The organism is Bacillus sp. NTK034, assembly GCF_017303275.1.
GTDB lineage: Bacteria > Bacillota > Bacilli > Bacillales > Cytobacillaceae > Cytobacillus.
In genome coordinates this window covers 404,822-430,577 of the sequence record NZ_JAFKOJ010000001.1, presented here as the reverse complement: position 1 = coordinate 430,577, position 25,756 = coordinate 404,822, and the positions used below count along the sequence as shown (strand labels likewise).

Sequence of the window (25,756 nt, the reverse complement as noted above, 5' to 3'; positions counted from 1 at the left end):
TGGTTGTCACCGCCTTAATATTTCAATCCAAGCTTCCTCAAATTATCCTGAACATAATATTGGAAAGCATCGCATGTATGATCATCAATCTTTATGACCTTCGGATCATCGCTCTGCAAGGTATCAGCATCCCATTGGTACTTTTTATGTTCGGTAAGGAAAATCTCATTGGTTGCTTTTTTAAGCACAAAAAAACGCCCCTGAGCCAATAGGTCCTGGACGTTGTCGATCATATCTATTTTCTTTTTCTTCACTACCGGATGAAGCCGGATGCCATAGTCCTTAAAGAACTGGTTGCGCAAAGCCCCTTCAGCAGAATCAATTGTCTGCATATCAAAATGCCGTTTATAGGTTTGTTGGATTTTATCCATCCATTCTTTTAAATCCTTTGAAAGCTCGCTGGGAGCCTTTTTTACAACTTTGTTTTCCGGGCTATAGTAAAAGGTATAGAGTAGGATTACATTCCGCTTTTTCGTAAACCCCAAGGCCAGAAAGGTTGTTGCAGATACTTGGTGCCCTGTATCAATGGCTATATCGATAAGAATTAGATCATCATCCTTTGGCAGCTCATCGATCTCTTTAAAATGAGCCATATTATATACCATGTCACCAAGACCAATAACCTCACCGGCATACATCCAGCGCCAATAATCCTCATCATTTTCCTTGTATTTCTCAATTTTCCGGATCATCTGCTCGGATAAGAATCCCTTTTTATCATCAAGATACGTTGAATGATGGATAAAGTAATCATCATCCCCTGCTTTAGTTTCCAACCACTCATTAATCCAGCTGTATGGATTTCTGGGAGGGTTGTATGAGAAATAAACCTTAACCTCTTTTCCCTCTATTTCTTGCCGGATAAACGTATCTTCTACAATATCAATATCTTCTACACCAGCAAATTCAGCAGCTTCTTCATACCACAATGCCATGACATAGCCTTTTGCTATTTTGGCTGACTTTATCTTCATGGGATCGTCAACACCGTAAAAATAAAAGGCCGTATTGGTGACCTTATGACGAATTATGAGAGGAGACTTTCCAAAATAAAACTCATCCTCAACGCCCAGCATGTAAATGGCCCATTTAATCTGCTCGTAAATGGAAGTAGAAAGATATTTTCCTACTTTTCTTAAACAAACGACATTGCCCAGGTCATCTTCCAAAAAATCGACCACAAGCTTTAGACTAATCACCGAGGATTTCATGGAGGAACGGCCGCCTTTAGCGACTATATGGGACTGTTCAGCAAGCCAGAGGGAATAGAAATTGACGTTCATCAAGTCCATGACATTAATCGTTTTGACCGTCATTTTCTAACGCCTTTCTCATTGCTTCTTTATCATTTACAATAACAACCTTGCTGGTATCTCCGCCCTCTTGTTTGATTTCAGCTTTCGTTTTCTCGATATTTGCCCGCATAAGTTCAAGTTTCAGCCTGCGCTCATCATGAATGTGAGCCATCTCATCAAATTGCTTTATTAGGGAACGCAGCTCCCCCATTGCCCTGGACTGAGCATTCAAAAAGTTAGCATGCTTATCCCAAGCAAATTGATACTCCCATTCTCTTTCCTCAGCTGAATCCGAGTCTTTTTTCTTTTTTAAGACCTTTGTGATATCGTCTTTGTTTTCTACGAACATAATTCTCTGGGCACGAATAATGGCAGCATACTGAATCTGTATTTGATCCCAGATTAAATCAGATGGGGAATGTTCCTGCATATGGTTCATGATTTCTAATGATTCTTCTGGAAGATACTTAGAGAAGAAACCATGGGTGACCGCATTCGTGTTTCTTTTTGGTGCAGCTCCTCCTCTATTGCCTTTTGCATTAATATTGCCTTTAGGAGCACCACGCTTTTTTGTATGCACACTTTTTTCTTTGGGTGCACACCTATCACGATTCCAGCCATATCTCTTTTTCCATGACTTTACGGTATTCAGTGACACCTGATATTTCTCAGCAATGTCCTTGTATTTCATGCCTTTGACATAGTCTTTCTCCGCTTGGACATATTTTTCGGCCATGCTACATCACCTGGCACCTCCTGATATTTATGTTTGTTTTGGAACAAAAGAAAAAAAGCACCCAAAGGATGCTTTAAACAATTCGGTCCCTCTTCAATTATCTCGCCTCTGTCAAATAGTATATATTTCTAATTAATTTTTCTACTCTAAATTCTTTATCAAAAAAATCACTTTCATTAGTAATTACAAAAGCATTGATAGTATATTCCTCGTTTTGTTCACTAGTTTCTAAAAGTTCTATTTTCCAGACCTTATAAGTCGAAACGAAAAATAGTGGACAAGCAATAATATAGTCTACTCTTGTTAACAGAATTATTATGAATATAATAACCGAAAAACATATCAAAAAGCTAACAGTTGATGTAAAGTCTACTGTAATTAAAGGTAATATTAATGTTAATAGAAAAAAAGTATAATCATTCAAGTTAGGTCTTTCGAATTTTTTCACTATAACGTTACGCCCTTTTTCTCCTTTAACCATCTGTTTATTTAGTTTCTTAAACATAGTTTTTGGTACATAATAATACAATCCGGCAGAAAAAAGCATTATAAAAGATATAAATATTAGATGTAAAAAGTCATCAGAAATCGTGTGACCAAAAACTTCTAACGTTTTTACTTTTTCTTCAAAAAAATACCTATATAAAGCTACCACCAATACAGGTAGATATGAGATAATCCATAAAAATCCCTGTTCTGTTTTCCCCCACATAATTTATCTCATCCTTTATACTGCCATCATCACCCTTATTTCCTTTGTTAAAAATGAAGTAACAATTTTATCTTGAAAAAAGTGTAACAAAGGCTTAGGATCTTCTTCATCATCAAAAATAACTGTTTTGTTATTAAAGTCAATAAATTTAATTAACTTATCTAATTCTCCTATTCCCTTAATAAAAGCTTCTTTCTCTTTCCCGTCTTTAATTTGATCCCTTTTTGATTTTATCTGCCTTAATTCTTCTACCCTATCATTAAAATGTTTTTCTACATTTTCAATAGTTCCAGGTTTTATATTAGCAAGCCCCCTTGCTAATAATTGGTGACTAGAAGCTTTTTTAAAATACTCCTTTGTCATTTCATCTGGAAAAAAGCTCATTGAAGTTATCTTTTCAATATTTTGTTTACTAATCTCAGAAATATGATCAGTATAATCAAAAGCGAATTCAAAATATTTTGGGTCAATTATATAGACATTGCCCTCATCCATAAAAAATGAGAATTTCCCTCCAAATTCAATAATTTCTTGCTTTATTGTTTTGAATTCATTTGAAGAAAACATTGCCAATTTTTTTGTTTTAGCATTCTTTTTGATTCCTTTATAAAAGCAGAAATCTACTTTTTCTTTACCTAAAGCTATAGAAATAATTTGAAACTTAGTTTTAGATAATTTCTCAAGCGAATCATGAATAAAAGATTTTTTTAATAAATCAATATTTTTCACAGCTTTATTTGATTGGCCATGCTCTTTAATGTTAAAAACACCTATATGATCTGTTAATTGAAATTCCTTGTTATACTCTTGAATCGGAAAGGAGAAATCTTCACCAATTCTAATTTCCTTTAAATAATTTACAATATTTTCTTTAATAAAATCCACTAATTCAGGTTCAGCTTCAATTTTCTTTGAAAAATAAAGTTCGCTTTTTTGTTTATCTTTACATACCATATAAATATTAACATCTAAGCTTGAATATTCTTCTATGTTCATTCTTAAAATTTTATTAACTAAATGTGCCGAATCATTAATTGACATAAACAGTATCTCCCTTCTTATTCTTTTATGTCATTATACGACAAAAGGAGATATTTTCCTGCAACTATTTTACTACATGTTAAACTAAAGAACATAAATAGAGGAAGCAGTCTTTTAACCGCCTCCCCGTCCTGCCTTCAAGTTTAGCAAGCAGATTTATGTTTTAGCAATTTTGCATCATTCGTATCGTTTGGAACATTGGGAACATATTCACTCATTTTCTTAACAATAGAGTCTTTAATACGTCCAATATGAGTATGAGACAACCCCATATGCATAGCAATCCATCGATAACTTTTGCCCTCGAGCAGCCAATGAAGAACCTCATTTTCTCTGTCATCTGTAATAAGATGCATCCGATCCTGAATAACAGAAATCTTTGCCTGGTACTTAAGAATAACTGAATATCTTCTCTCTCTGCGTACACACTCTCTATATACCGGATCACTTGTGGTGCCTTGAGCTTTTGGCATCCCGGCTGCATCTCCATATTGGGATGTAAGCTCTTTTCCTACATCTTTCACTGAGTCTCTGAGAACCTTAATAGACTTTATCATCCAATGATAATCCTTAAGGATGGATTCAATCTGTTTGCTGGCAGCTTCTTTCATCCAGGACCCCTCCATGGTAAAATTAATTGTGGTGGCCGGGACAGATCCTGGCTTTTTTCATTCCTTAAGAATTTGTCGTTTCAATACAAGTTTTGTCGAAATCATTTAATATTTTTCCTTTATCTGTAATAATAGTTCCTGTAATTTTATCATTTAAAGGAGCAAATGAATGTGTCGTTTCTGCCGAGAGCTTAGAAAAAAGATTAAATTTTATAGAAAAGTGCTTATTGAAACTGGATTAAGAAAAGGGTTAGATGACCCTGAAACTATAAGAAACAGTCAATCTCTTGATAAATTAATTTTCAAGTATCAATCAAAATGCAGATAACATTTTAAATTTCAAATAAGGGTCGAGATATTCTCTGTTTCATTTTTTATAAAAACAATGAAATAATATTTAAAATCCAAACGGCCATTCACAAACATATGTTAATATCCTAATAAAATTTTAAAATGGACTAATATGAATTCCTTCATTCTCTCGCCAATCTGCGTAGAGTATACGTTTAACATTTTCATATCCATTGGTAGTTAATTGATTATCTAACCACTGTTGATCAAATCCGAGTTCATGTAAATTATCCCTTAATACTTCCCCATCTATAATTAACGCTGTTGGGAGGTATACTGGACTTTCTAGAAGACTGAGATCTCGCTTGTCTGGTTTTTGATACCTCGATTGTAATAATATACTTATTTGCCCATTGGCTTCCAATATACCGTATTTGACTTCGCGAACAGAAAAAACCTGATTTTGCCGAAGTATACTTAATACTTGATTTACATCCAATTTGTTCTTTTTAAGTAACTTTCTATCCATTACACCATCTCGAATAATGATGTTAGGATCGCCCAATAAGAGAGAACGTGTCGATTTATTTTTTAGAGTCAAGAACTCTACCCCCAACATGAGAAGCGTCCACAATCCGATGGCATATAAAAAGTGAAAAATCCCTACCTTATCTTCATAAATGGTATTTCCTAAAAAATCTCCAAGCACTAATACAAAAACTAAGTGAAACGGGGTTAACTGAGAGATAGATGTTCTACCTGTTATGATAATGATAAAAAATAAGGTGACAAAACCTACTATGACTTTGATTGTCAGTAAACCCAAAAAAACTTCACCCAAAGTTTATTCCTCCATTTTATATTTCACTCGATCCCAAAAATCCTCATGTTTTAAAATATTTATATTAAAACATGTAAGCTAAATTAAAAATCAGAAAGATAAAAAATACGGTTTTTTTCACTTATAATAATGGAGAAAGCAGGCGGGCACCCTGTTCAACAATGCGCTCGGTCAGGGGTCGTTCCAGCAAGTCTTCAATATTTAATGGAATAGAGTCCATTAGATCGCGTTCGAACTGATCTGTGAGTTCCCTCGCCACATCAGTACTGTACAAGACTTGACATACCTCATAATTCAGGCGAAAACTTCTCATATCATAGTTTGCTGAACCTATGGCAGCAATCTCCTCATCTATAGTCAACACCTTGGTATGAATCATTCCTTTATCGTACTGGTAGATTTGTACACCAGCTTCTAAAAGTTCCCCATAATAAGTACGGCTTGCAAATTCCACGATTTTTTGATTATTGTGGCGAGGAACCAGCAACCTTACGCGCACACCACGAGCTACTGCTGTCTTTAATGCCATGATAATATCTGTTTCCGGTACAAAATAGGGTGTTGTTATATCAATAGTCTTAGTCGCCTGTGTTATACATATAAAGTAAGTTTGACGAATAAATGGGGTAGGAATTCCAGGATTTCCTTCCAACGTATGGATATACGCTTTTTGCAATGTCCTTGTTTTTGGCGATATATCTATCTCAATATAATCTAGGGTGCTCAACTCTGATCCCAATTCGGCTGACCATCCGACATGATCTTCTCTTCCGATTGGATTGATTACATCATACTTTGTTTTCAGGTTAGTTTTTGATTTTATTTTTTCCGGCACCGCCATATTCCAATGAACATCAAAGACAGTCTGTAAATCGACCAATGCATCTCCTATGATTTGCAAATGTGTATCCCGCCAGAAGCCAACGTCAGGCTTCAATCCTGTATATTCATATCCTACGTTCATGCAACCAGTAAAAGCTTTCTTTCCGTCGATTGTTACAATTCTACAGTGATCACGATAATTCCAATAAGAAAAGATCCAAGGAAATCGTAAAGGAAATATTGTCCTGCATTCTATCCCTGCTTCAACCATCTGCCGGATTTTTTTACGCGGGAAATTATAACTCCCCAAGCCATCTCTCATAAAACGAACCCGCACTCCGTTTACTGCTTTTTCGATTAGTAGTTCCGTGATGCGACTACCAATTTGGTCATTCCTAAATATGAAATATTCCAGATCAATCGTTTTTTGGGCTTTTTGGAGGGATTCAATGAGTTGTTCATATTTTGCTATTCCATTATCAAATACTTGGACTTGGCCCGTTCGTAGCCCATTCACAGTGAAGTGCCGTAAAGCATCGGCGATTACCGATGCTGAATCACCAAATGTATCAGGTAATTTATTAGATTCACTTTTAGAAGAGGTCAATCTTTTCCGATGAATAAACTTAGGATTTGATATGCTTAGATAAAGCAAGAAACCAATGATAGGAAAAAGAAGGACGATTATTATCCAATTCAAAGCCTTGGCAGGCCTACGTACATCCCGAATTGCTATGATTAAGATAAAAAACGTATTTATCAGGTATAGATAAAAAATCCATTCCAACTAAAAATCCTCCCTTGTTTTTCTCTTAACATTTACAAAAAATGTAGGGAGTATACTTTTAGAATTCGAAAGAATACCTAGTTTACTCTTTTGCTTCCTTGTCTTACTCTTCCAGCCACCTATTTATCTTGGCAACAAACAAATCTAATCCTTCCCTTTCATCAAGATGAAATGCTATACCAGAGAAATCAGGTCCCTGATAATGACAAACGCCCTTGTATTTTTCATGATGACGGATCAGCAGCCGTTCCATCCCTCTGTAAAACTCCAACTCTTCGCCCTGTTTTAAATCAGCGATTTGATCCTCAAGGGCGAAGGAAAATAAGTCTAATTGCTTCATTCCCTCACCGCCTAGTACCCCTAATAATGCTATTTTTCCCATTCGAAAACATCATTACATTTTCGTTACAAAAACCGACAAAATATGACATTATACCTAAATTATGCTAGTATTTCCTCTGGGCAAATTTTACGAAAGTAAAAGACGCAAAGCCACGGGCCTAAAACAGCTTATTTGTCATGGCAGCCGAGTTGCACACAATATATTACCAATACATTACCTTTCTAGTTTGCCTATTTTTTAACTAAAGAAAGGGTGTTGAAATTCATGATTTTCCCGACAGTATACAGTAAAGAGCCTGGTCTAAGACATATAATTAAGGATCAAAACTATTGCTTATGTGGCGTTAAATACCATGTCTTTTCTACATTTACAAGAAGTGATTTTAAGAAGATTCAATTTAAAAAAGTAGATAATGTCACCTGCCCTAAGTGTAAAGCCATTATATCTGCTCATCACTCTAAAACTTCTGCATTTCGATTTTATTAACTTCAGACGGCATTATGTTTTTCTGAATAACATTTAACGCAGGGACCCTCAACGTAGAAATAATTTGGCTTTCCACAAATCTTGCAAGTCTTGGAATAAGTATTCCAGCGTTTATTACAGTCCCTGCACTCAAGTAATAAAAGATTATTTCGATGGCCAATCACAGTCCCCTTGGACAGACATTTTGGACAGCGAGTAACTAACTTAACATTTGTTACGCTCATGTCTATTCTCCTTTCAAAACCAGGTGTTATCGGTAGCCTCTGCGTCAATATCACGGAAAGACGCAAGGACAAGTTCATATTTCAATTCCTCGTAATCACAATCATGAATACTCTTTCCTGATTGAGCCTTAGAAATATTCATATCTGCTAATTTCCTGATGAGGATATTCCTTTTCTGCTGCATAACGGATTCATAAAGGATCCCCATAATATCAACTCCCCGATCTTAATAGTTTCAATTTTTCCTTCAACTCTGCCTTCTTCTTAGCAAGTTCCTGCTGCTCGTTCTTAATAAGTTTAGGCTTTTCCTGTTGACCCTCTTGGTCAAACCAATCTGGTAGCATCTCAGTACGTATTGGCTTAGATCGCATCCCCTTAGATTTGTAAGAATTATTGCTTTTAAAAGGTTTAACGTTTTTGGCTGCTTCTTTTGCCTGTTCTCTTGCTACTAAGGCTTCATAATGATCCATGATGTATTTTTCGCAGTAACTGAAGGCTTTAATAGCTCCATTTGGCTGACGTTCTTTGTATTCAGCAAAACATTGTTCAAGCAATTTGATTGTTTGTGGCAACGGCATACCACGGGCGACAATCCGGGCGATTGCTTCGTAATCTTTTGTTGTTGGGTAAACAGAACGTCCTTCTTGTATCGTTCGTAACTCTATGAATCTTTCAGCAATAATATCTACAGGGTCATTTTCTTTAGTAATAGTAATAGTAGTATTATTTATCTTTGTAATATCTTTATTAGAGTGGACACTTTTGTCCACATGACTGGACATTTCTGTCCACTCTGGACTAGACGTTTTTGTCCGGTCTCTATCAGACTGGACATCTTTGTCCACTCTCTCTTTGCTGTATTTTTTAGAGTTTTTTACAGTTATAATATATCCATAAGGTGCTCTGGTGATCTTTATGTAGCCATGTGTTTCTAGGTCATCCAGCCACCTTTGAACAGTTCTTTCGCTAACTCCAAAAGGTTCTGCCAACTCTGAGCGTTTCAATGGCTTATTTCCTAACACGATGCCCCAGGTTACTCCATCTCGTTCAATCTCTTTTGTAGTGGAACTGACGCACCAGAGAAAAAGCCACAATGCTGATCCTATTTTTTTGTAATGTTTCGGCTCTAATAATCCTGAATAGGTCGGAAATGGATAACTTTCGGGCACCGTATCACCTACTTCCTATGGACATTTTTATGACAGGGCACGCATAAGGTTAGCCCATTTGAAACTTCGAATCTTAAATTCTCATATTTAGCAAACGGTTTTACATGATGAGCGTTTAACTCTCCCCCAACTTGCCCACAATGCTGACATGTGTATTTGTCTCTTTCAAAAACCAAAGTTCGCCATTCTTTATATTTTCCAGAGCTCCTAATATCCTTATTTGTCTGCTCCCAGGGTGGTTTACTGCCTATCCATATCAAGATTTCCCCATCAATTACCGAAGCGTGAGAATTTGATACGGACACCCCTGAACATTTTAGGAACTCCACTTCCGTTATCTTTCCTAAAATGAAACTGCATTCCCAACAATAATGTTTTTGTTCCTCTGGTATGTGTGGATCAGATTCCCCGATAGTTTCACCGCATCTATCACATTTGAATATAAAATACTTTGAAAATACATCTCCATTTGCGATACGAATGGTCTTTACAAGCATGTGATTCACTCCCTCTCACAGACAGCAAATCCGTTTTTTACTCCTTTTACTTTGTAATCCGGATACCTCTGCATATACTCTAAAACAAGCATTTTCAAATGTTCTTTATCTCTTGCCTCCTCCCAGATCCATGCAGGAAGGAGGACATTTGTCTTGTTACTCTGCATCTTCAAAATCTATGTCCAATGATTCCTGTGCAGAAATCTTCTTTTTTGTCTTTTTCTTCTTTTGATCCACATCAATAATTTCTGGTTCGGCAGCTGATTCTTGATCTTCTTGGCTTGGTGGATCAAAATGGATGGACTCTTCATATTCATTAGCATCATCCGTAATATCTTTTACCTCACGCTCCTGCTCGTCTTCTGAGAATGCTTTTTGCATATCGATGGACAAGATACCCCATTTGCCTAACATGTTCCTAAGAACCGTTTTCATAGCCATGGCATCGTAATCAGAACGCCAAACATTATTAAGAGATTTCTTGTCTTTTGCCTTGTTGTGCTTAATCCTGTGTGCCTCTACTTCGTCCCGGGTCCAATAAACCGTTTTTTCAAAGCCATTGACCAACCTAAAGTAGCCACAATAACCGATGACCTTATCACTTTTCCTGGCATCCAAATCAAGCTCAATTTCCTCCGTTAGACGATTCCACTTTAGGAGTTCTCCTTCATATACCGGTATTACATTTATGGCCTTGTACTGGCCGCTTCTTAGTGCCAACTGAATGTATCCTTTGTAGCCCAGCTGGAACTGTGCTGCCTTATACCCTTTTTTAGAATCGTAAAAAGCAACAATCCAGGCGTAACCTAGGTTTTTATCAACCGGTAAATCGAGAGACGCAGCAACCATTGCACTGGATACTATGGACATAGGTTCAGCTTCTCTTAGGCCAGGATCTCCGTTATATAAATTAAGAACGGATGCCATAAATTGAGGAGCTTTATTGGCCAATACCTGCTCAAATTTCTTTTGCATTGTTGGCGTATTTAGTAGACTTTTAAGTCCAAGTGATTGGGCTGACACTTGTTTTGCTGCTGTCTCCTTCCTATTAGCTAATTGATTTTTCAATTCTGTATTGGTCGCCATCAATTAATCTCCTTTACAGCAAATTTTCGGAAATAGGATTCTTTCAAGACTTTTTTGTATATGTCCGGAAACTTCTCTTTCAGTGCTTTCGAATCAACACTTTTTCTACTCTGATTCTTCCAAGTGACAATAAATTGATCAGTAATACCTGTTTCAGCATCCTTCAATGCTTCTTTTAATTTGTTTTCAATTTCCGTTTTTGCTGTTTTAATCAGCTTTTCATCGGATTTCACTTTCTCATATTGAACCAGTAAATCCTTATAATCAGATGGAAGGACAATTTCTTTATCCTTCTCAGCACGATCGTACTTCTCTTTCAAATACTTCTCAGCTGCGCTGGATCCGTCTAGTTCTGGGGCATGCCCTTGCAGTACGTGATATTCCCAAAAGTGCTTTTCAGCATTGAAAATCATATCGATAAGCTCCTGGTCTCGCTCTACTTCCTTCCAGATGAACTTGTTCCCGCCGACAAGGACTGCGATATAACCCTTTTCCTTTTCTGTAACTCCGAGATAATGCTGAAGCTGCACAAGGTAGCTTGCGGGAACTTCTTCACCTTCCCACTCTTTAGCGAGATACGCACTGGCTGTCTTGCATTCCAAAACTGCTGATTCTCCAACAACTAAACGATCAACGTTTGCTTTTATAAATGGATATTTGACATGGCTGTACATGAAATTTGTTCGGCGCACCTTTTTACCTGTACGCTTTTCAAACTCCTTGGCAACCACATTTTCCATTTGATTTCCCCAGTAAATTGCTTCATTATCAGTTTCCTGTGGTTCGACCTGTCCTGTCTTTTCTAGCCAAAGTTCAAAAGGTGTACGAAATTGATTAACTCCAAGAATAATTCCAGCATCACTCCCGCCAATTCCTTTAGCCCGTTCTAGAAGCCATTCATAACGGCTCATTTCTTTTGTACATACTGCATTAATGGCCACTATTGAGTCCTCCCTTTACCGCCAGGGGCCTATATGCTACAATGACGGTACTATAATTGTTTTTCGATTTTCATCGAACCCGGACACCTGCCTCCCAACAGGTGTCTTTTTATACTGTTTTAAATTCAAATCCCATGACCTCTGTTAAATACCGTTCCAAGTTATCCCTCAAAATAATTTCACCGTCATATTCAACAATGTCATCACCAAAAAGCATTTCATCACCAAAATAATCTAGCCCCACGTGTTCAGGCTGTTCGACCATATTCGGGTATCCAGACCTCTCTATTTGGTCAATCATAGGATGATTCATTTTTATCCTCCTCTCTATGTATTAGGTGCTTTATTCACACCGCGATAAGCCGAAACGTAGATGATGGGGGAATGGCAGATATTCGTTCCGACTTATCGCGACAGGAACAAAGGTTCTTGCCGCCCTATTCTAGTGGTGTTAGAATAGAAGTATCGACGATTAAGTGGCAGTGAGCTGTGGTGAGCTTACTGCTTTTCTTTTTGATTTGAAGTAAAATCCCCAATTAAAATTCCCATGATGAAAATAAAATAGGTTCCGAAAATCATAGCTAGGACATAACCCAAGTCCACTTTTGAACCCTCCTTTGGAGAACAGATTCTAGCAGCCCAATCAATCTTTACTCCTTGGCTCTTTAATTTGTTAATCAATTGTTCCAGCTTCTCTTTTCTGGTTAAAACCATTGGATTATTCCTCCTATCAACGGCATTAACTGCTGCAATATCATCACTGGATCTACCCCTGTCACAATGGCACATGCCACATCTTTAGCTGAGGTAACATCTGCCCACTTGATTAAAGTAGCGACATCTAATGTTTTTTTATCTGTTTCAAATTTTGAAATACAACTCCGTGAACGATGAAGCTTCTCTGCGATTTCCTCCTGTGTAAGACCTGCTCGCTCCCGGCATGCTTTCAATACTGCGCCGAAAGTCAATCCTTCTTCCCTCCCTTCTATGTTCCAATTTGGAAAGGTTCCAGTATGGAACCGACAAATTAATAGATTGCTATTAAAATTAATAGATGAAAGGAAGTGCACCGAATCTTTTTAAGCCTGGCAGCTTCGTAAGGTGCCTTCGCTCATGAAACTTTTCTAGGAAACCAGTTTTCTATGTAGCTGAGTGCTGATTGAAGCTCCTTCCTTTTAATGTCTTTGTAACTTGCTACACCAAAACGGTCCTTGATTTCCCGATGTAGTTCCCTGAAGAGCTTTGATCGGAACTCTGGATTACTTTCCAGCTCATAAACCTTTTGAGCAATTCCTTTCTGCACACGGCGTTGTTCGCCACTGGATAGAGTGATATGCTCTTCGACTTTATGATCAATCTCATAGACTAGCTTTCTGATTTTATGTTGTTCAGCTTTAATGGTTTGAGTATCCTCCATAAGATCTGCAGTTGTTCTCAGCACTGTGACAAGAGCCTGATCTTTTGATAGAGGAACAATGTCTTCTTTAATCGTGTAGTATTCATCGACTAGCCTTTCGTAAGCATCCCATGCCTGCTCGGTATTTAGTGATTTAGCGTGAAGCCAAGCTCCCTTTTCAGTCCAGAGATAGAGAATAGAAGTAAATTTAAGGCTGTCGTCAAATTGACGTGACCCTTTGAATTCCCGTAATTCTTCTCCGGATAAGGCAAAATAATGTTTGCCTTGAACATACCGATCGGCATTTCTTTGAAAGTTTCGGTTAATAATTTTTGCTTCTGTACCAAAAGCCTCTGCAAGCTGAGTGGTAGTTAATACTCGCTTACCTCTCTGGCAAATAGGCTGCAATTGATTCATTTACATCGCCTCCAGACTTTTTTGTTCTTGGTCTCGCATCCAAGCATTAATCGTTTCCAGGGAAAAGAAAATTCTTCGCCTAACCCGGAAATGCGGGATTTGCTTTTCTCGGACCATCGTATAAATCGTGTCAGGATGGACACCAATATAATCAGCCACCTCTTGAGCTGTGAGTGTTTTTCGCTGCACTTTGAAATGATCCTGTGCTATTAGCTTTTTGAGATCCATTTATATACCTCCTATTAAGCTGTAGTTCTATTACACTTTACGTGTAACTCCTCCTCAAAAAAATATGAAGGAGATACACCTAATGATTTTGCTATTATTTGTAGTTCGTCAGTATTTATAGGCCTCTTACCAAGTTCTTTCATGTTGTACCCTGAAACACTGATGTTAAGCTCCTTAGCTATATGTTTTTGAGAAATTCCTTTCGATTTTCTATAGTTTCTAATACATTCATTTAAGTGCAAGTTATCACCACCTTTCCACGTAACGTGAAACTTTATGTTTTGATTATAAATCCACTTTTCGTGAAAGTCAATAAATATATTCAACTTTTTGTGGATTTTATTTAACGTAGCGTGAAATCTTGTTATGATTTTATTATTAAATAATTTAACATTATGAGGAAGATGGAATATGTCATTAGGCAAGCGTTTAAAAGCAGAAAGAGAGAGAAGAAATTGGTCTCAAATCTTTGTTGCTCAGAAAATTGGAATAACCAATACAGTCCTATCAAATTATGAACGGGATTACAGAGACCCAGATACTGAAACTCTAAAAAAGCTTGCAGATCTTTATGAAGTGGAGACAGATTATCTATTAGGCAGGTCTGATTTCCAAAAATCAAATGCAAATTTGCAAAACAAAGACGAAAAAGACATTGCAAAAAGAATGGAGAAAATTCGGCAAGACCTTTCTGAAGATGACGGCTATATGTTAATGGGGGAACCGATTAGCGAGGAAGCAAAGGAATCAATCATGGATGCCATAGAATATGCAATTAGACAAGCCACCAGAATTAACAAAAAGTATATTCCAAAGAAATATCGTGATAAACAGGACTGATTAGATGAAGGATTTTATTGTTGCTGAAGTTCAAAGATTAATTAAGAAATTCAAGACAAGAGATCCTTTTCTAATCGCTGAGAAACTTGGTGTTCATGTTGTGCCATGGGATTTTACGGATGAAGTCCAGGGAATGTACAAATATGAAAGGAAAAATAAATTTATTTTCATAAATAACAACTTAGGCAAAGTCCGTAATTTTGTCATGGGACATGAATTAGGTCATTCGGTTCTTCACCCCAAACATAATGCTTCATTTCTTAAAAAGAGTACTTTCTTTCCAGAAAGCAAATACGAAAGGCAAGCAAGTCAATTCGCTGTAGAGTTGTTACTTCCAGACGAATGTCTAAGTGAATTTAAAGATTCGCATCTTTCAATCTATGAAATTGCAGAAATATATGGTGTGCCAAGAGAAGTTGCTCACTTAAAAAAATTTAATCACTAAATAGGTACATTTAATCAAATCCTTATGACCACGCCAATAGCGTGTTTTTATTTAACGTTTAGTTGGGATAATAACCCATTTATACATAAATTTATATTTTTCGGGAGGAAAGCTTCATGAAGAAATTTTTAAAACTAGGATGTTTTGGTCTGATTGGTTTGTTCACAATTGTTATTATTGCCTTAATTATTGATATCGGAAATGACGATGAACAAGCTTCAAATCAACCTAAAGAAGAGAACGTAGAGAAAAAAGAAACTAATTCTGAAGAGACTGCTAAGGAAGAGACAAATAAAAAGGCAGATGTTATCACCGATGATGTCTACACTAATGAAATAAGACCCGAAATTAATGAGATCACTAAAGAGTTTGATAGCATATGGACTGAAAATTGGCAGTCATCCTGGGAGAAGATTTCTACTGCAAATGGTCAACCTGATATTGTTAGTTTAAAAGATGATATGGAAATCGTAAGTGAAAAGTATAGTGAACTATCAAAACGAATAAGTGCAATTGATTCTAAATCCATCAATCCCGAGTATCAAGAGCAATTGGAGGAATACAGAGTAAATATGTCTTTGGCAACGAATTACAGAGGTAACGCAGCTAACGCAATCTTACAAGCGATTAATGGCGTAGCTGACCTTGAATCCAGAATGGAAGAGGCTAAAAAATCTGTGGAATTAGCCGACCAAAAGATGTTAACAGCACTAGTTGCTATTACATCTATAGATAGTAAATTAGGTTTAATTGAAGAAAAAGATAAATAATGCCGGTATTCGACTATTTCTTTTAATCAGTAACAAAACTAATATTTCTTTGGATGAGAAAGGAGACATAAATGGACTTTATTGCAATTGACTTTGAAATATCAAATGAAAATTTATATAGCGCATGCTCTGTTGGCTTGGCAATTGTAGAAAATAATCAAATAGTTGATGAAAAGTATTACTTAATCAAACCTCCTAACCTTAAATTTGATGAAAGCTTTAGCGCAATACATGGTATCACTCCAAGAGATGTATTGGGCGCAAGAAATTTCGATGAGGTTTGGGAATTAATCAAACATTATTTTCAAGACACTACCATTGTTGCACACAATGCGCAATTTGATATGAGTGTATTGCATGCTGCTTTAAAGAAGTACCAGATTCCCCTTCCGGATTTTGAATATATTTGCAGCATTCCAATTAGTACACGAGCATGTAGAGGTCAAGGAATTGGTCAAAGCCTAGAGGAGAGATTGGCATATTTCAACATAGCATTAAATAATCACCATAATGCCCTCTCTGATGCTAGAGCATGTGCAGAACTGGTAACTACCTGCATCAGGATGAAAAACAGAAAAAACCTTATGAGTTATTGCAGCACTTATAGCAGTATTCCAGTCAAGAGATTTTCAGAATTGAAACCACAAGAGACTTTCACTAAAAGGAAGAAGTTTAGTAAAATTCGAGTTTCAGAAATCGCTGCTACTGTTGAAAATTTTGATGAGACACATGTTTTATTCGAGAAAAATATTGTTTTCACAGGTGACTTACAAAGTATAAGTCGGAATGAAGCAATGCAAAAAGCTGTTGATTTAGGGGCAATTATAAAATCTGGAGTGAGTAAGAAAACAGATTATCTTGTGGTTGGAATTCAGGATAAATCTTTAGTTGGTACAAAGGGAATAAGTACAAAAGAAGAAAAAGCATACTCCCTTATTAAAGAAGGTATAAACATAAATATAATAAACGAAAGTGCTTTCTTAAATTTAATAAAATGATTAATATGCCCTTTTGGGCTTTTCTTTTCAACTAAAACAGAACATACATTCTTATAGGAGGTTAACAAATGGCTAATGTTGAAAATCGCGGTAATGGTAGCTATCGTTTAACAGTAATTTTAGGTTATGACGAAAAAGGAACACCCATTAGAGAAAGAAGAACTGTAAAAGCTAAAAATATGAAAGAAGCTAAAAAGCTACTCACCCTATTTGAGGCTGAAATATTAACAGGTCAATATTTTAAAGCTGAGGATAAAATGACCCTAAATGCCTTTTTTCCTCAATGGCTAGAAAAACACGCTAAAGATACTCTTTCACCTGATACCTTGCAAAATTATATCAGTATCTTGCAAAAGCGAATCCTTCCGAAATATGGACATTTTAAACTGGAAGACATCAAAACTATTCATGTTGTAAATTTTATTAATGATCTTAAAAAGAACGGCCAGCGCCTGGATGGAAAAGATGGGAAACTTTCTGCATCTGCTGTACTGAACTGCTATAAGGCTTTTAACAATATCCTCTCTTGCGCCTATAAATGGAAGTTAATTAAAGAAAATCCTGCTATGGGAGCAAAGCCACCAAATGGAAAAGCAAAAAAATCAGAGGTTTATTCAAAGGAGGAGTTAAGCCAGTTAATGCAGCTTCTTGATGACAAGCCCCTGTTTTGGAAAACGCTTATCCTCCTGGCAGTTTCGACCGGAGCCAGAGAAGGTGAAATTGCTGGACTTGAGTGGAAACATGTTGACTTTGAAAAAGGAACTATTCGAATCGAGCAAGCTATTACAGAGATTAAGGGTAAAGGAGTTCAGATAAAAGGAACTAAAACCGGTAAAGACCGAACAGTTAGTGTTCCTGAAAAATTACTTGATATGTTAAAAAAACTAGAGTTAACTAGCCGGCAGGATAAATGGAAAGTACGTGACCTCTGGGAATGGCCCAATCACTTCTTCATCTTTGGGAATGAATTCGGCAAACCGATCCGTCCAGACAGTATCGGTCAATGGTGGCGCAGATTCACCAAAAAACATGATTTTAAACATATACGCTTTCACGATCTTAGGCATACCTCCGCTACCCTGCTAATAAATGAAGGTGTACACGCCAAGGTTATCAGCGAAAGGTTAGGTCATGCTGATATTTCAACCACTATGAACATCTATGGTCACGTATTGGAAGAAGCAGATAAAACAGCTGCAAGTCACTTTGACGGTATTTTTAAAAAGAAGGCTTAGAATATATAAAGTTGCTGTTATTAAATAACGGGTGCATTGGTTAAAGATTTGAATTTATAATAAAGAAAACTCGCCATTTCCCCCAGGCGAGTTTTGCTTTTTTTAAATGCCATTTACAAATTCAAAAGGACTGTCATTTTGGTGCATTTAAAATGGAATTAGTATGCGATTTTTCCTGATTCAAATGAAATTTAATTTTTTGGTTATCTTGGTCGGTAACTCTCCCAAAAGGAAAAACCCTTATACAACCTTCCTAGTAGAATTATTTAAAATAATATTTCCTACTCTTTTCATTTGTTCCTGGTCGAACATCTCATCAAATTCTAATCTTCTCTTACCATATTGTATTTTAAGGCCTCTTTCTAGCAATCCATCTTTAAACCAATTGACATTAATTATAGTCTGGTATCTAAACTTATCCATATAATTTAAATTTTTGGTTATAAAAATAACTCTTTTATTAGTTGGTATTAAATAGCCCTTTATTTCTTGTTTGCTGCTCTTATCATATTCACAAAAAATAAACGTCAAAACTTTTTCATTAGGTTCAAGAACACGTTGAGCAAGGGATTGAAAGAACACTTTGTTTCTCTTAATCTCATTAAATTCATAAGAAGAATAGTCTTGGCCTTTATTTTCCATTAAATTAGAGATGATGTGTTCAATTTCTCTTCTTTCCTGCTCTTGTTGTTCTCTTTTTATCCTGTCTTTTTCTTGTTGCTGTTGAGCTCGAATTTCTCTTTGTTCTTCAATTTTTTGAGCTTTTTCCTCTTTTCGCTGAAGGCGGGCACGTTCTTTTTCAGTTCTATATTGGTCTACTTTCGCTTTAACAGCAGCAGGATCATCCTTTTTGGCTAATAATTTAATAAAAATATCTTCGACTTTATAACAAACGGTTTGATAAATCCCCATTTCAAGCCTCCTTAACTAATCATTTTTTTAGCAACATAGAGTCTTCTGCCTAACCAACTAAGTGCCGCTATCCCGATACCGCCAGCTGCGCTAGCTTGATTTTGTTTTTTCTCCTCTTCGTATTGTTTATATCCTTCTTGATAATAATGCTTAAATATTTCTTCACCCTTTTTATATTCGGAAGGGAGAGAATAGTTTTCGCCCTTTTCTCCCAGAAGGTATCCGGCATCTTTAATTCCCTGTATTTCTTCGTTAGAATCGAATCCTTCTTTGTACCACTGTGTAAATTTATCGTTTGGGAGATCTGGATCCTTAAATTCCAAATGTGTAAAGGCAGTTTCATATCCCATATTAAAATACTTATCTTTCAATTCCGCTTGTGCCTTTTCGTATCCTTCTTGGTATGCCTTTACATAAACATCCTCTTTGTCTTTAGGAGGGGCGTGAGTATCCTCTTTGCCATTTTTATATCCTAATTCTTGATATTCTTTTTTCTTAGTTTCAATTTTCTCTGACAAAGCCTTATTAAAGCCGCTTTCAAAGGATGATTTTAAACCTGGGTGATTTGAATATGCATCAGGAATTGCAATCTTATCCTGTTTTTTACCTAGAGCGTAACCATCATTTGTTGCTTTAGTTTTATCTGTTGTAATTTTCTGTTTACCTTCCTCGTAACCTTTGTTATAGCCTGTTGAATAACCAGATATAAACTCCTCTGAACCTTCGGATGTAGAATCGCTAGCATCCGTTTCAGCATAACCATCCTTTAACCCTTGTTTATACCCTTGATTTTCTCCTTTTTCGGCATCGGCTTGTTCTTGTTTAAATTGGATTTGTTCAGGACTGTTATTGATTTTGGTTTTGTCATATCCGCCCGGCGCTTCACAAGGGATTCCGTCATCAACCTGCCCATTTCCCCAACCATCTAAGTTTTCTGGATCATAAGTAGCTGAATATCCTTTGGAATTCCAATAATCGATAACCTCATCATAAGTAGCAAAATCAGAACAATTTTTATCATTTCTCGTTGTTGCCGGCTGACTGGTAGTAGTTGTTGATCCCCCGGTTGATGAACTGCCTCCATTATGATAATGATACCCGCTACAAAGCCCTTTTGCCTGTGATTTAGGGCTACAATTGTGGCCACCATTAGCATCGGTTCTTCCCCCGTGTGCATAAGAATTTGTAACAAAAATCAAAAGAAATAAAAATAATAAAAATGCAACTTTTTTACCCATTTCTTCCCCCAATATTTATTTTGTATGTCTATTATAGTATTATATGTAAATATTTACTATCACATTATTGATTAAGATATATTAGAAGAAGTTTTGAAGGAGTTTTTGGAGATAAGCAGAATGATTTGCAACTCTCAAATAAATAGTTAAATTGAGTCTATGGGGTCGATTTGGGGTCGAAACTCATCATGAAGCCTCAAATTCTAACCATCTCAATCTGGTTCGTAGTTCAAAAATGTTGATTTAACAAGGGTTTATCCAAGTTCTTCAAAGTTGTTCCTGATAAGTAAGACCGCCTCCTAAGCTGTAGGTCGTGAGTTCGAATCTCGCCTGGGACGCTTTTAGAAAAAACGCCAACAAAAGTTTGGCGTTTTTTCTCATACTTACAAAAACCGGATGCCTGGTGCCCCACGAGTTATAAATCATCAATAACTATATACGCAGCCTTAACAGGCCCATGTACACCAACAACGAGGTTCATCTCAATATCAGCGGAGTTGCTTGGTCCAGTAATGAAATTAATACAGGAAGGTGCCTGCTGCCCTGAGTTTACCCTTTCCCTAATGATCCTTGCTGCCTGTGTCATGCGCGGAACCAGGGTGCTTTTCGGAATAAGGATGATAGAAGCAGCAGGGAGAAAACTGACTGTCCGCCCGTGATCCTTGCTGCTGAACAAGACTGCTGTGCCAGATTCAGCCAGAGTTATTTCACTGACCGTGATGCCGATGTTAGCATGTTCTGCGTATTCAATATTTCTTCCTTCTTCAGAATAATCCCATTCATATACATCTATATTCTCTTTTGGCCAAATCTCCTTGAATAGCGGTGTAAGCCCAAACTGTCTAAAGCGGTCATCCTTCCAGGTCACAACGGGACCCCCGCCATATTGGGCTACAATTTCTTTGAGCGTTTCAGTCAAATTGGCAGCACTGGTTACAACAAGGTCAGTGTGGATTTTCGTACACTGAGTCTTTAAAGCTTCGAGAAGCTCATCAGCATCCGCTTCTTTCAAGACTGCATCCTGCGGGTTAAAGCTCCATTCCGGTCTTTTGACTCCAGTAATTCTTTTTTCCCTGCCCAATCTGCCTGCAATTTTATTTAAAAAAGCATCTCGATTCTGAATTGTTCCATTCACTGCTGTCCGCCTCCTTTTGGCCGGTTTTTGAACCAATCGCGAAATCTTTCTTTATTGGGAGCTGGAAAATCCCTGATTTCTGTCCATGCTTTTAATGGGCCTGGTCCCTTTGTAATTTTGTCCCCTGCGGTAAATGGATTCATGGCTGCCGGTGCCAGCTTTGACCCAAGCTTATAAAGGGAGGGTGAAGCTGCCCCCAGCCCAAAAGCCTTCATAGTCATCTTTTCCGATATCGGAGCCCTTCCTTCTTTTTCGACAATTACCTGCCGGTGTTTATGAAGAAGTTCATGAAGAGGGATTTTGACTGGACAGGCTTCCGTACATGCTCCACAAAGTGTTGAAGCATATGGCAATTCCTTATAATCATTATAGCCTCCTAAAAGGGGTGACAGCACAGCTCCAATCGGGCCTGAATAAATGGATCCGTAGGAATGGCCGCCTACATGTCTATATACGGGACAAACATTTACACATGCAGCACAGCGGATACATTGGAGAATGGAGTGAAACTCCCCTCCTAAAATCGAAGAGCGGCCATTGTCCACTATAACCAGGTGGAATTCTTCAGGACCATCGACGTCGAGTTCTTCTCTTGGACCAGTCAGAACAGTAATATAACTCGTTAGCTTTTGTCCAACAGCGCTCCTCGTCAGCATGCTGACAAGCACTTCCATTTCCTCGTAAGTCGGGACCAGCCTTTCCATGCCCATTACCGTAATTTGTGTCTTAGGTAAGGCTGTGACGAGATCTGCATTGCCTTCATTAGTCACTAAGGTGATTGAACCGGTTTCAGCAACAGCGAAGTTGCAGCCCGTTATGCCAACATCTGCGGTTAAGTATTCACCCCGCAGCATTTCTCTCGCATGCCATGCAAGTTCTTCCGGCTTTTCTGTGTTCTGATAGTTCAGTTTTTCTGCAAACACATCCCGAATCTGCTCTTTATTCTTATGAAGAGCAGGCGCAACTATATGCGAAGGAGGATCGTGATCGTCCACCTGAAGGATGTATTCCCCCAAATCTGTTTCAATTACCTGACATCCGGCCTCTTCCAATGCCGCATTTAAATGTATCTCTTCGGTTACCATAGATTTTGATTTAACCACTTTTCTTGCATTCTTCTTTTCAATTACTTCCCGTATATAGGAAGATGCTTCTTCTGCAGTTTCAGCGAAAAAAACCTGCCCGCCCCTTTTAGCTACATTTTCGCTGAGCTGGTATAAGTAAAAATCAAGATTTTCAAGTACATGCTGGCGAATTTCTTCTGAAAGCGACCGCCATTCTTCCCAATTTCCAAGTTCTGCTGCAGCATCAAGCCTTCTTGTCTGAAGCCTTTCCTGGGCACCAGACACTGCCCCTCTCATAAAGGAATTGTTTATTCCGGAATCCACACGATCCTTAAAGTCATTTGTTCCTATTTTCATAGCCATTTCTATTCCCCCTTTAGAAAAGCACAAGCGCCTTGCCCACCCCCGACTGCTCAAGGGGGCAGGCTGCTTACGATAAACAATTATCGACGTTCAAAATTGTCTTTCCTTCTTGCAGGAAAGCATGTCCATTTAATTGCTTAGCGGCAATTTAACACTTCAGCAATATGCATTACTCTTATTGGTTTTCCCTGCCTGCCGATCCTGCCTCCAATATTCATCAGGCACCCTGCGTCAGCTCCAATGAGAATTTCTGCTTCAGTCTCCTCTATATGCCCAACCTTTTCATCTACCATTTGTTCAGATATTTGAGCCATTTTCACGGAAAAGGTACCGCCAAAACCGCAGCATTGCTCCTTGCCGGGAAGCTCTTCGAATTCCAGGCCCTTCACATTTTTCAATAATTTCATAGGTGCTTCCTTTACACCAAGAAGCCTGGTCATATGGCAGGATGTATGATAAGTGGCTTTTCCTTTTAACTTTGCTCCAACATCATCCACGTTTAGAACTTCAACGATAAATTGAGTAAGTTCGTATGTTTTTTCTGCAAGCATTTTTGCTCTTGGTTCCCAAACAGAGTCACCTTTAAAAACGTACGGATACTCATGAAACATATAGGCGCAAGATCCAGAAGGGGAAACAACATATTCTGCATGCTCAAATGCTGTAATCATCCTTTTCATAGCTTCCTTTGATTCTTTCACATAGCCGCTGTTATAGGCAGGCTGGCCGCAGCAGACCTGTGATTCCGGAAAATCTATTTCACATCCCAGGCGCTCAAGCAATTCAACAGCTGCTTTTCCTGCATTTCCCTGAAACATATCTACCAGACATGTTGCAAAAAGACTTACCTTCATTCATTCCCTCTCCCAGCTAAATACTATATTTTTCTACTATCTTACTATAGGTTTAATGAAAATCGTTTAATTTTTATAAATATTATAATAATTAGTATAGTTTATCTCCCTTAGCATATGTCAATGTTTTACTTCCTTTTTTTCATTCAAAAATATGATACAATTATATGATGTTTAAGTTGCTAAAAAGGGAGTTCAAAATAAATGAAAGTTATCGCCAGTACGCTTAATGCCAAATACATTCATACAAATATAGCGATCCGCTATCTGAAGGCATACGCACAGCCTGATTTCGATGTGGAATTAGCCGAATATACTATTAAAGATCCGGTGATGAATATCGTTACAGATCTGGTCCGCAAAAAACCTGATGTGATCGGATTCAGCTGTTATATATGGAATATCGAAGAGACCATAAAGGTCATTAAAATGATAAAAAAGATTGACCCCTCCATTCATATTGCAGTTGGAGGACCTGAAGTGACATATGATGTTGCAGATTGGATGAAAAATATAAAAGAATTTGATTACATTGTTATCGGTGAAGGTGAGGAAACGTTCAAACAGCTGCTGACAGAGCTGAATGGCAAAATGAATATGGAAAATGTGCATGGTCTTGCTTTCAGGGAAAATGGCAAGGTTCGTATTAATCCGCAGCGGAATAAGCTGGATTTGCGCGAGCTGCCCTCACCATTCCGCTTTGAAGAAGATATTCCCCACCTTTCTAAACGGGTCACTTATATAGAAACCAGCCGGGGGTGCCCTTTCAGCTGCCAGTTTTGCCTTTCCTCAATTGAAGTAGGTGTGCGATACTTTGACAGGGAAAAAATTAAGGACGACATCCGATATTTAATGAAGAATGGTGCAAAAACCCTTAAATTTGTGGACCGTACATTCAACATAAGCCGCAGTTATGCTTTGGAAATGTTCCAATTTTTAATCGATGAACATCTGCCGGGAACAGTTTTTCAATTTGAGATCACTGCAGATATCATGAGGCCTGAAGTAATTGAATTTCTAAACAAGGAAGCTCCGGCAGGATTATTCCGATTTGAAATTGGCGTACAGTCGACAAACGACTATACGAATGAATTGGTCATGAGGAAGCAGAATTTTGCAAAGCTTTGCCGCACAGTCACAATGGTAAAGGATGGTGGAAAGATCGACCAGCACCTTGACTTAATTGCTGGACTGCCTGAGGAAGATTATGATTCATTCAAAAGAACCTTTAATGATGTTTTTGCAATGCGGCCCGAAGAGCTCCAGCTCGGCTTCTTAAAAATGCTGAGAGGCACCGGGCTTCGATTGAGAGCAGAAGATCATCAATATATTTATATGGACCATTCACCATATGAAATACTTGGAAATAATGTTTTATCCTTTGATGACATCATCCGCATTAAACAAGTTGAAGATGTTTTAGAGAAATATTGGAATGATCATAGGATGGATGCGACCGTTGAATATTTGGTTACAAAAGTATTTCCCACTCCATTCGATTTCTTCCAGGAATTCGGAAGTTATTGGGAGCAAAAAGGATGGTCCAGAATTGGCCATCAGCTTGAGGATCTTTTCAAACGCCTTTTTGAATTCCTGCAATCAAAAGAAATTGCTGATTTGGATATAGCAGAAGGCCTTATGAAGATTGACTATATTTCAAAACAAAAATACAAACCTAGAAAACCCTGGTGGCAGCCAAGCTATGAAAAATCTGAGAGATCAAAGCTTTACCAGTCCCTGCTTGAAAATCCAATCCAGCTGGGAGAAGGCTTCTTAAGCCTTCAGCTGAATGAAAAAGAAATTTACAAACATACCCTAAGTGAAAAATTTTCTTTTGATATTGAAAAATATAATAAAGATGGAATAATTGAAAAGAATGACTCTGTTCTGCTTGCCTATTTCGACTCAAGCACAGAAAAAGTTTCCATCTTTACTGGCCCTTTACATGATTGATAAAACCGGCAGGAATCTGCCGGTTT

General features: G+C 37.5%; 32 protein-coding genes and 1 riboswitch. Of the genes, 7 read left to right on the top strand and 25 right to left on the bottom strand.

Going from position 1 to position 25,756, the window contains the following annotated elements:
* Positions 1 to 14 precede the first annotated feature (14 nt).
* The 5 genes from JI665_RS02245 to JI665_RS02225 form a co-directional block, all read right to left on the bottom strand.
* Positions 15 to 1,316: a PBSX family phage terminase large subunit gene (locus JI665_RS02245; RefSeq protein WP_206835714.1), complete on the bottom strand. Its 1,302-nt coding sequence runs from the start codon at positions 1,314 to 1,316 to the stop codon at positions 15 to 17.
* A complete protein-coding gene (gene terS, locus JI665_RS02240; RefSeq protein ID WP_206835712.1) occupies positions 1,297 to 2,031 on the bottom strand; it encodes a phage terminase small subunit in 735 nt (244 codons plus the stop codon). The genes JI665_RS02245 and terS overlap by 20 nt, the downstream gene beginning before the upstream one ends.
* 97 nt (positions 2,032 to 2,128) lie before the next feature.
* Positions 2,129 to 2,743 (bottom strand): hypothetical protein, encoded by a 615-nt coding sequence (locus tag JI665_RS02235; protein WP_206835710.1) that lies wholly within the window; start codon positions 2,741 to 2,743, stop codon positions 2,129 to 2,131.
* Positions 2,744 to 2,758: 15 nt separating this feature from the next.
* A complete protein-coding gene (locus JI665_RS02230) occupies positions 2,759 to 3,784 on the bottom strand; it encodes a Kiwa anti-phage protein KwaB-like domain-containing protein (protein WP_206835708.1) in 1,026 nt (341 codons plus the stop codon).
* Positions 3,785 to 3,927: 143 nt separating this feature from the next.
* Entirely contained in the window at positions 3,928 to 4,395 is a 468-nt protein-coding gene (locus JI665_RS02225) for a LuxR C-terminal-related transcriptional regulator (RefSeq protein ID WP_206835706.1), read from the bottom strand.
* Positions 4,396 to 4,564: 169 nt separating this feature from the next.
* Here JI665_RS02225 and JI665_RS28850 point away from each other — a divergent pair, with 169 nt between their 5' ends.
* Complete coding sequence (locus JI665_RS28850; RefSeq protein ID WP_083390605.1) at positions 4,565 to 4,723, top strand: aspartyl-phosphate phosphatase Spo0E family protein; 159 nt, start codon at positions 4,565 to 4,567, stop codon at positions 4,721 to 4,723.
* A gap of 120 nt (positions 4,724 to 4,843) precedes the next feature.
* On the opposite strand, the gene JI665_RS02215 is transcribed toward JI665_RS28850, so the two are convergent.
* The 15 genes from JI665_RS02215 to JI665_RS02145 form a co-directional block, all read right to left on the bottom strand.
* Positions 4,844 to 5,527, bottom strand: coding sequence for a DUF421 domain-containing protein (locus JI665_RS02215; protein WP_206835705.1), 684 nt, complete (start codon positions 5,525 to 5,527; stop codon positions 4,844 to 4,846).
* Between the two features lie 121 nt (positions 5,528 to 5,648).
* A complete protein-coding gene (locus JI665_RS02210) occupies positions 5,649 to 7,136 on the bottom strand; it encodes a phospholipase D-like domain-containing protein (RefSeq protein ID WP_206835703.1) in 1,488 nt (495 codons plus the stop codon).
* A 103-nt stretch (positions 7,137 to 7,239) separates the two neighbouring features.
* Positions 7,240 to 7,476: a hypothetical protein gene (locus JI665_RS02205; RefSeq protein WP_206835701.1), complete on the bottom strand. Its 237-nt coding sequence runs from the start codon at positions 7,474 to 7,476 to the stop codon at positions 7,240 to 7,242.
* A 111-nt stretch (positions 7,477 to 7,587) separates the two neighbouring features.
* Positions 7,588 to 7,675, top strand: a riboswitch (cyclic di-GMP riboswitch).
* A 261-nt stretch (positions 7,676 to 7,936) separates the two neighbouring features.
* On the bottom strand, positions 7,937 to 8,125 hold the full coding sequence (locus tag JI665_RS02200; protein ID WP_206837716.1) for a hypothetical protein: 189 nt from the start codon (positions 8,123 to 8,125) through the stop codon (positions 7,937 to 7,939).
* A 77-nt stretch (positions 8,126 to 8,202) separates the two neighbouring features.
* Positions 8,203 to 8,397, bottom strand: coding sequence for a hypothetical protein (locus JI665_RS02195; RefSeq protein WP_206835699.1), 195 nt, complete (start codon positions 8,395 to 8,397; stop codon positions 8,203 to 8,205).
* 4 nt (positions 8,398 to 8,401) lie between these two features.
* The gene (locus tag JI665_RS02190; RefSeq protein ID WP_206835696.1) at positions 8,402 to 9,358 is read right to left on the bottom strand and encodes an HTH domain-containing protein; all 957 of its coding nucleotides are present in this window, start codon (positions 9,356 to 9,358) and stop codon (positions 8,402 to 8,404) included.
* Positions 9,359 to 9,366: 8 nt separating this feature from the next.
* The gene (locus JI665_RS02185) at positions 9,367 to 9,855 is read right to left on the bottom strand and encodes an HNH endonuclease (RefSeq protein ID WP_206835694.1); all 489 of its coding nucleotides are present in this window, start codon (positions 9,853 to 9,855) and stop codon (positions 9,367 to 9,369) included.
* Positions 9,856 to 10,011: 156 nt separating this feature from the next.
* Positions 10,012 to 10,941, bottom strand: coding sequence for a recombinase RecT (locus JI665_RS02180; RefSeq protein ID WP_206835689.1), 930 nt, complete (start codon positions 10,939 to 10,941; stop codon positions 10,012 to 10,014).
* Positions 10,941 to 11,852 (bottom strand): YqaJ viral recombinase family protein, encoded by a 912-nt coding sequence (locus JI665_RS02175; RefSeq protein ID WP_211202444.1) that lies wholly within the window; start codon positions 11,850 to 11,852, stop codon positions 10,941 to 10,943. Before JI665_RS02175 ends, JI665_RS02180 begins: the two co-directional genes overlap by 1 nt.
* Positions 11,853 to 11,991: 139 nt before the next feature.
* On the bottom strand, positions 11,992 to 12,213 hold the full coding sequence (locus JI665_RS02170) for a YqaI family protein (protein WP_311315958.1): 222 nt from the start codon (positions 12,211 to 12,213) through the stop codon (positions 11,992 to 11,994).
* 167 nt (positions 12,214 to 12,380) lie between these two features.
* On the bottom strand, positions 12,381 to 12,596 hold the full coding sequence (locus tag JI665_RS02165; RefSeq protein ID WP_206835684.1) for a hypothetical protein: 216 nt from the start codon (positions 12,594 to 12,596) through the stop codon (positions 12,381 to 12,383).
* Positions 12,587 to 12,850, bottom strand: a complete 264-nt coding sequence (locus JI665_RS02160; RefSeq protein ID WP_009330644.1) for a helix-turn-helix domain-containing protein — start codon at positions 12,848 to 12,850, stop codon at positions 12,587 to 12,589. The genes JI665_RS02165 and JI665_RS02160 overlap by 10 nt, the downstream gene beginning before the upstream one ends.
* 143 nt (positions 12,851 to 12,993) lie before the next feature.
* Positions 12,994 to 13,695: an ORF6N domain-containing protein gene (locus JI665_RS02155; RefSeq protein WP_206835682.1), complete on the bottom strand. Its 702-nt coding sequence runs from the start codon at positions 13,693 to 13,695 to the stop codon at positions 12,994 to 12,996.
* Positions 13,696 to 13,884 (bottom strand): helix-turn-helix domain-containing protein, encoded by a 189-nt coding sequence (locus JI665_RS02150; RefSeq protein ID WP_026041684.1) that lies wholly within the window; start codon positions 13,882 to 13,884, stop codon positions 13,696 to 13,698.
* 53 nt (positions 13,885 to 13,937) lie between these two features.
* Entirely contained in the window at positions 13,938 to 14,165 is a 228-nt protein-coding gene (locus JI665_RS02145; RefSeq protein ID WP_206835679.1) for a helix-turn-helix domain-containing protein, read from the bottom strand.
* Positions 14,166 to 14,334: 169 nt separating this feature from the next.
* Between JI665_RS02145 and JI665_RS02140 the strand changes: the two genes are divergently transcribed.
* The 5 genes from JI665_RS02140 to JI665_RS02120 all read left to right on the top strand — a co-directional run bounded on the left by JI665_RS02140 (position 14,335) and on the right by JI665_RS02120 (position 18,211).
* A complete protein-coding gene (locus JI665_RS02140; protein WP_206835676.1) occupies positions 14,335 to 14,763 on the top strand; it encodes a helix-turn-helix domain-containing protein in 429 nt (142 codons plus the stop codon).
* Positions 14,764 to 14,767: 4 nt separating this feature from the next.
* Positions 14,768 to 15,208: an ImmA/IrrE family metallo-endopeptidase gene (locus JI665_RS02135; RefSeq protein WP_206835673.1), complete on the top strand. Its 441-nt coding sequence runs from the start codon at positions 14,768 to 14,770 to the stop codon at positions 15,206 to 15,208.
* A gap of 116 nt (positions 15,209 to 15,324) precedes the next feature.
* Positions 15,325 to 15,978, top strand: coding sequence for a ribonuclease (locus JI665_RS02130; protein ID WP_206835670.1), 654 nt, complete (start codon positions 15,325 to 15,327; stop codon positions 15,976 to 15,978).
* A gap of 71 nt (positions 15,979 to 16,049) precedes the next feature.
* On the top strand, positions 16,050 to 16,976 hold the full coding sequence (locus tag JI665_RS02125; protein WP_206835669.1) for an exonuclease domain-containing protein: 927 nt from the start codon (positions 16,050 to 16,052) through the stop codon (positions 16,974 to 16,976).
* 68 nt (positions 16,977 to 17,044) lie between these two features.
* Positions 17,045 to 18,211 (top strand): tyrosine-type recombinase/integrase, encoded by a 1,167-nt coding sequence (locus JI665_RS02120; protein WP_206835667.1) that lies wholly within the window; start codon positions 17,045 to 17,047, stop codon positions 18,209 to 18,211.
* A 240-nt stretch (positions 18,212 to 18,451) separates the two neighbouring features.
* On the opposite strand, the gene JI665_RS02115 is transcribed toward JI665_RS02120, so the two are convergent.
* The 5 genes from JI665_RS02115 to JI665_RS02095 form a co-directional block, all read right to left on the bottom strand.
* Positions 18,452 to 19,123, bottom strand: a complete 672-nt coding sequence (locus tag JI665_RS02115) for a PH domain-containing protein (RefSeq protein ID WP_206835665.1) — start codon at positions 19,121 to 19,123, stop codon at positions 18,452 to 18,454.
* 11 nt (positions 19,124 to 19,134) lie between these two features.
* Positions 19,135 to 20,361, bottom strand: coding sequence for a YHYH domain-containing protein (locus JI665_RS02110; protein ID WP_206835663.1), 1,227 nt, complete (start codon positions 20,359 to 20,361; stop codon positions 19,135 to 19,137).
* Between the two features lie 415 nt (positions 20,362 to 20,776).
* The gene (locus JI665_RS02105; protein ID WP_206835661.1) at positions 20,777 to 21,496 is read right to left on the bottom strand and encodes a LutC/YkgG family protein; all 720 of its coding nucleotides are present in this window, start codon (positions 21,494 to 21,496) and stop codon (positions 20,777 to 20,779) included.
* Positions 21,493 to 22,923 (bottom strand): LutB/LldF family L-lactate oxidation iron-sulfur protein, encoded by a 1,431-nt coding sequence (locus JI665_RS02100; protein WP_206835659.1) that lies wholly within the window; start codon positions 22,921 to 22,923, stop codon positions 21,493 to 21,495. Before JI665_RS02100 ends, JI665_RS02105 begins: the two co-directional genes overlap by 4 nt.
* Positions 22,924 to 23,060: 137 nt before the next feature.
* Positions 23,061 to 23,777 carry a (Fe-S)-binding protein gene (locus JI665_RS02095; protein ID WP_206835657.1) on the bottom strand — a complete coding sequence of 239 codons (717 nt, stop codon included), beginning with the start codon at positions 23,775 to 23,777 and terminating at the stop codon, positions 23,061 to 23,063.
* 204 nt (positions 23,778 to 23,981) lie between these two features.
* Between JI665_RS02095 and JI665_RS02090 the strand changes: the two genes are divergently transcribed.
* Positions 23,982 to 25,730, top strand: coding sequence for a B12-binding domain-containing radical SAM protein (locus JI665_RS02090; RefSeq protein WP_206835654.1), 1,749 nt, complete (start codon positions 23,982 to 23,984; stop codon positions 25,728 to 25,730).
* The last annotated feature ends 26 nt before the right edge of the window (positions 25,731 to 25,756 follow it).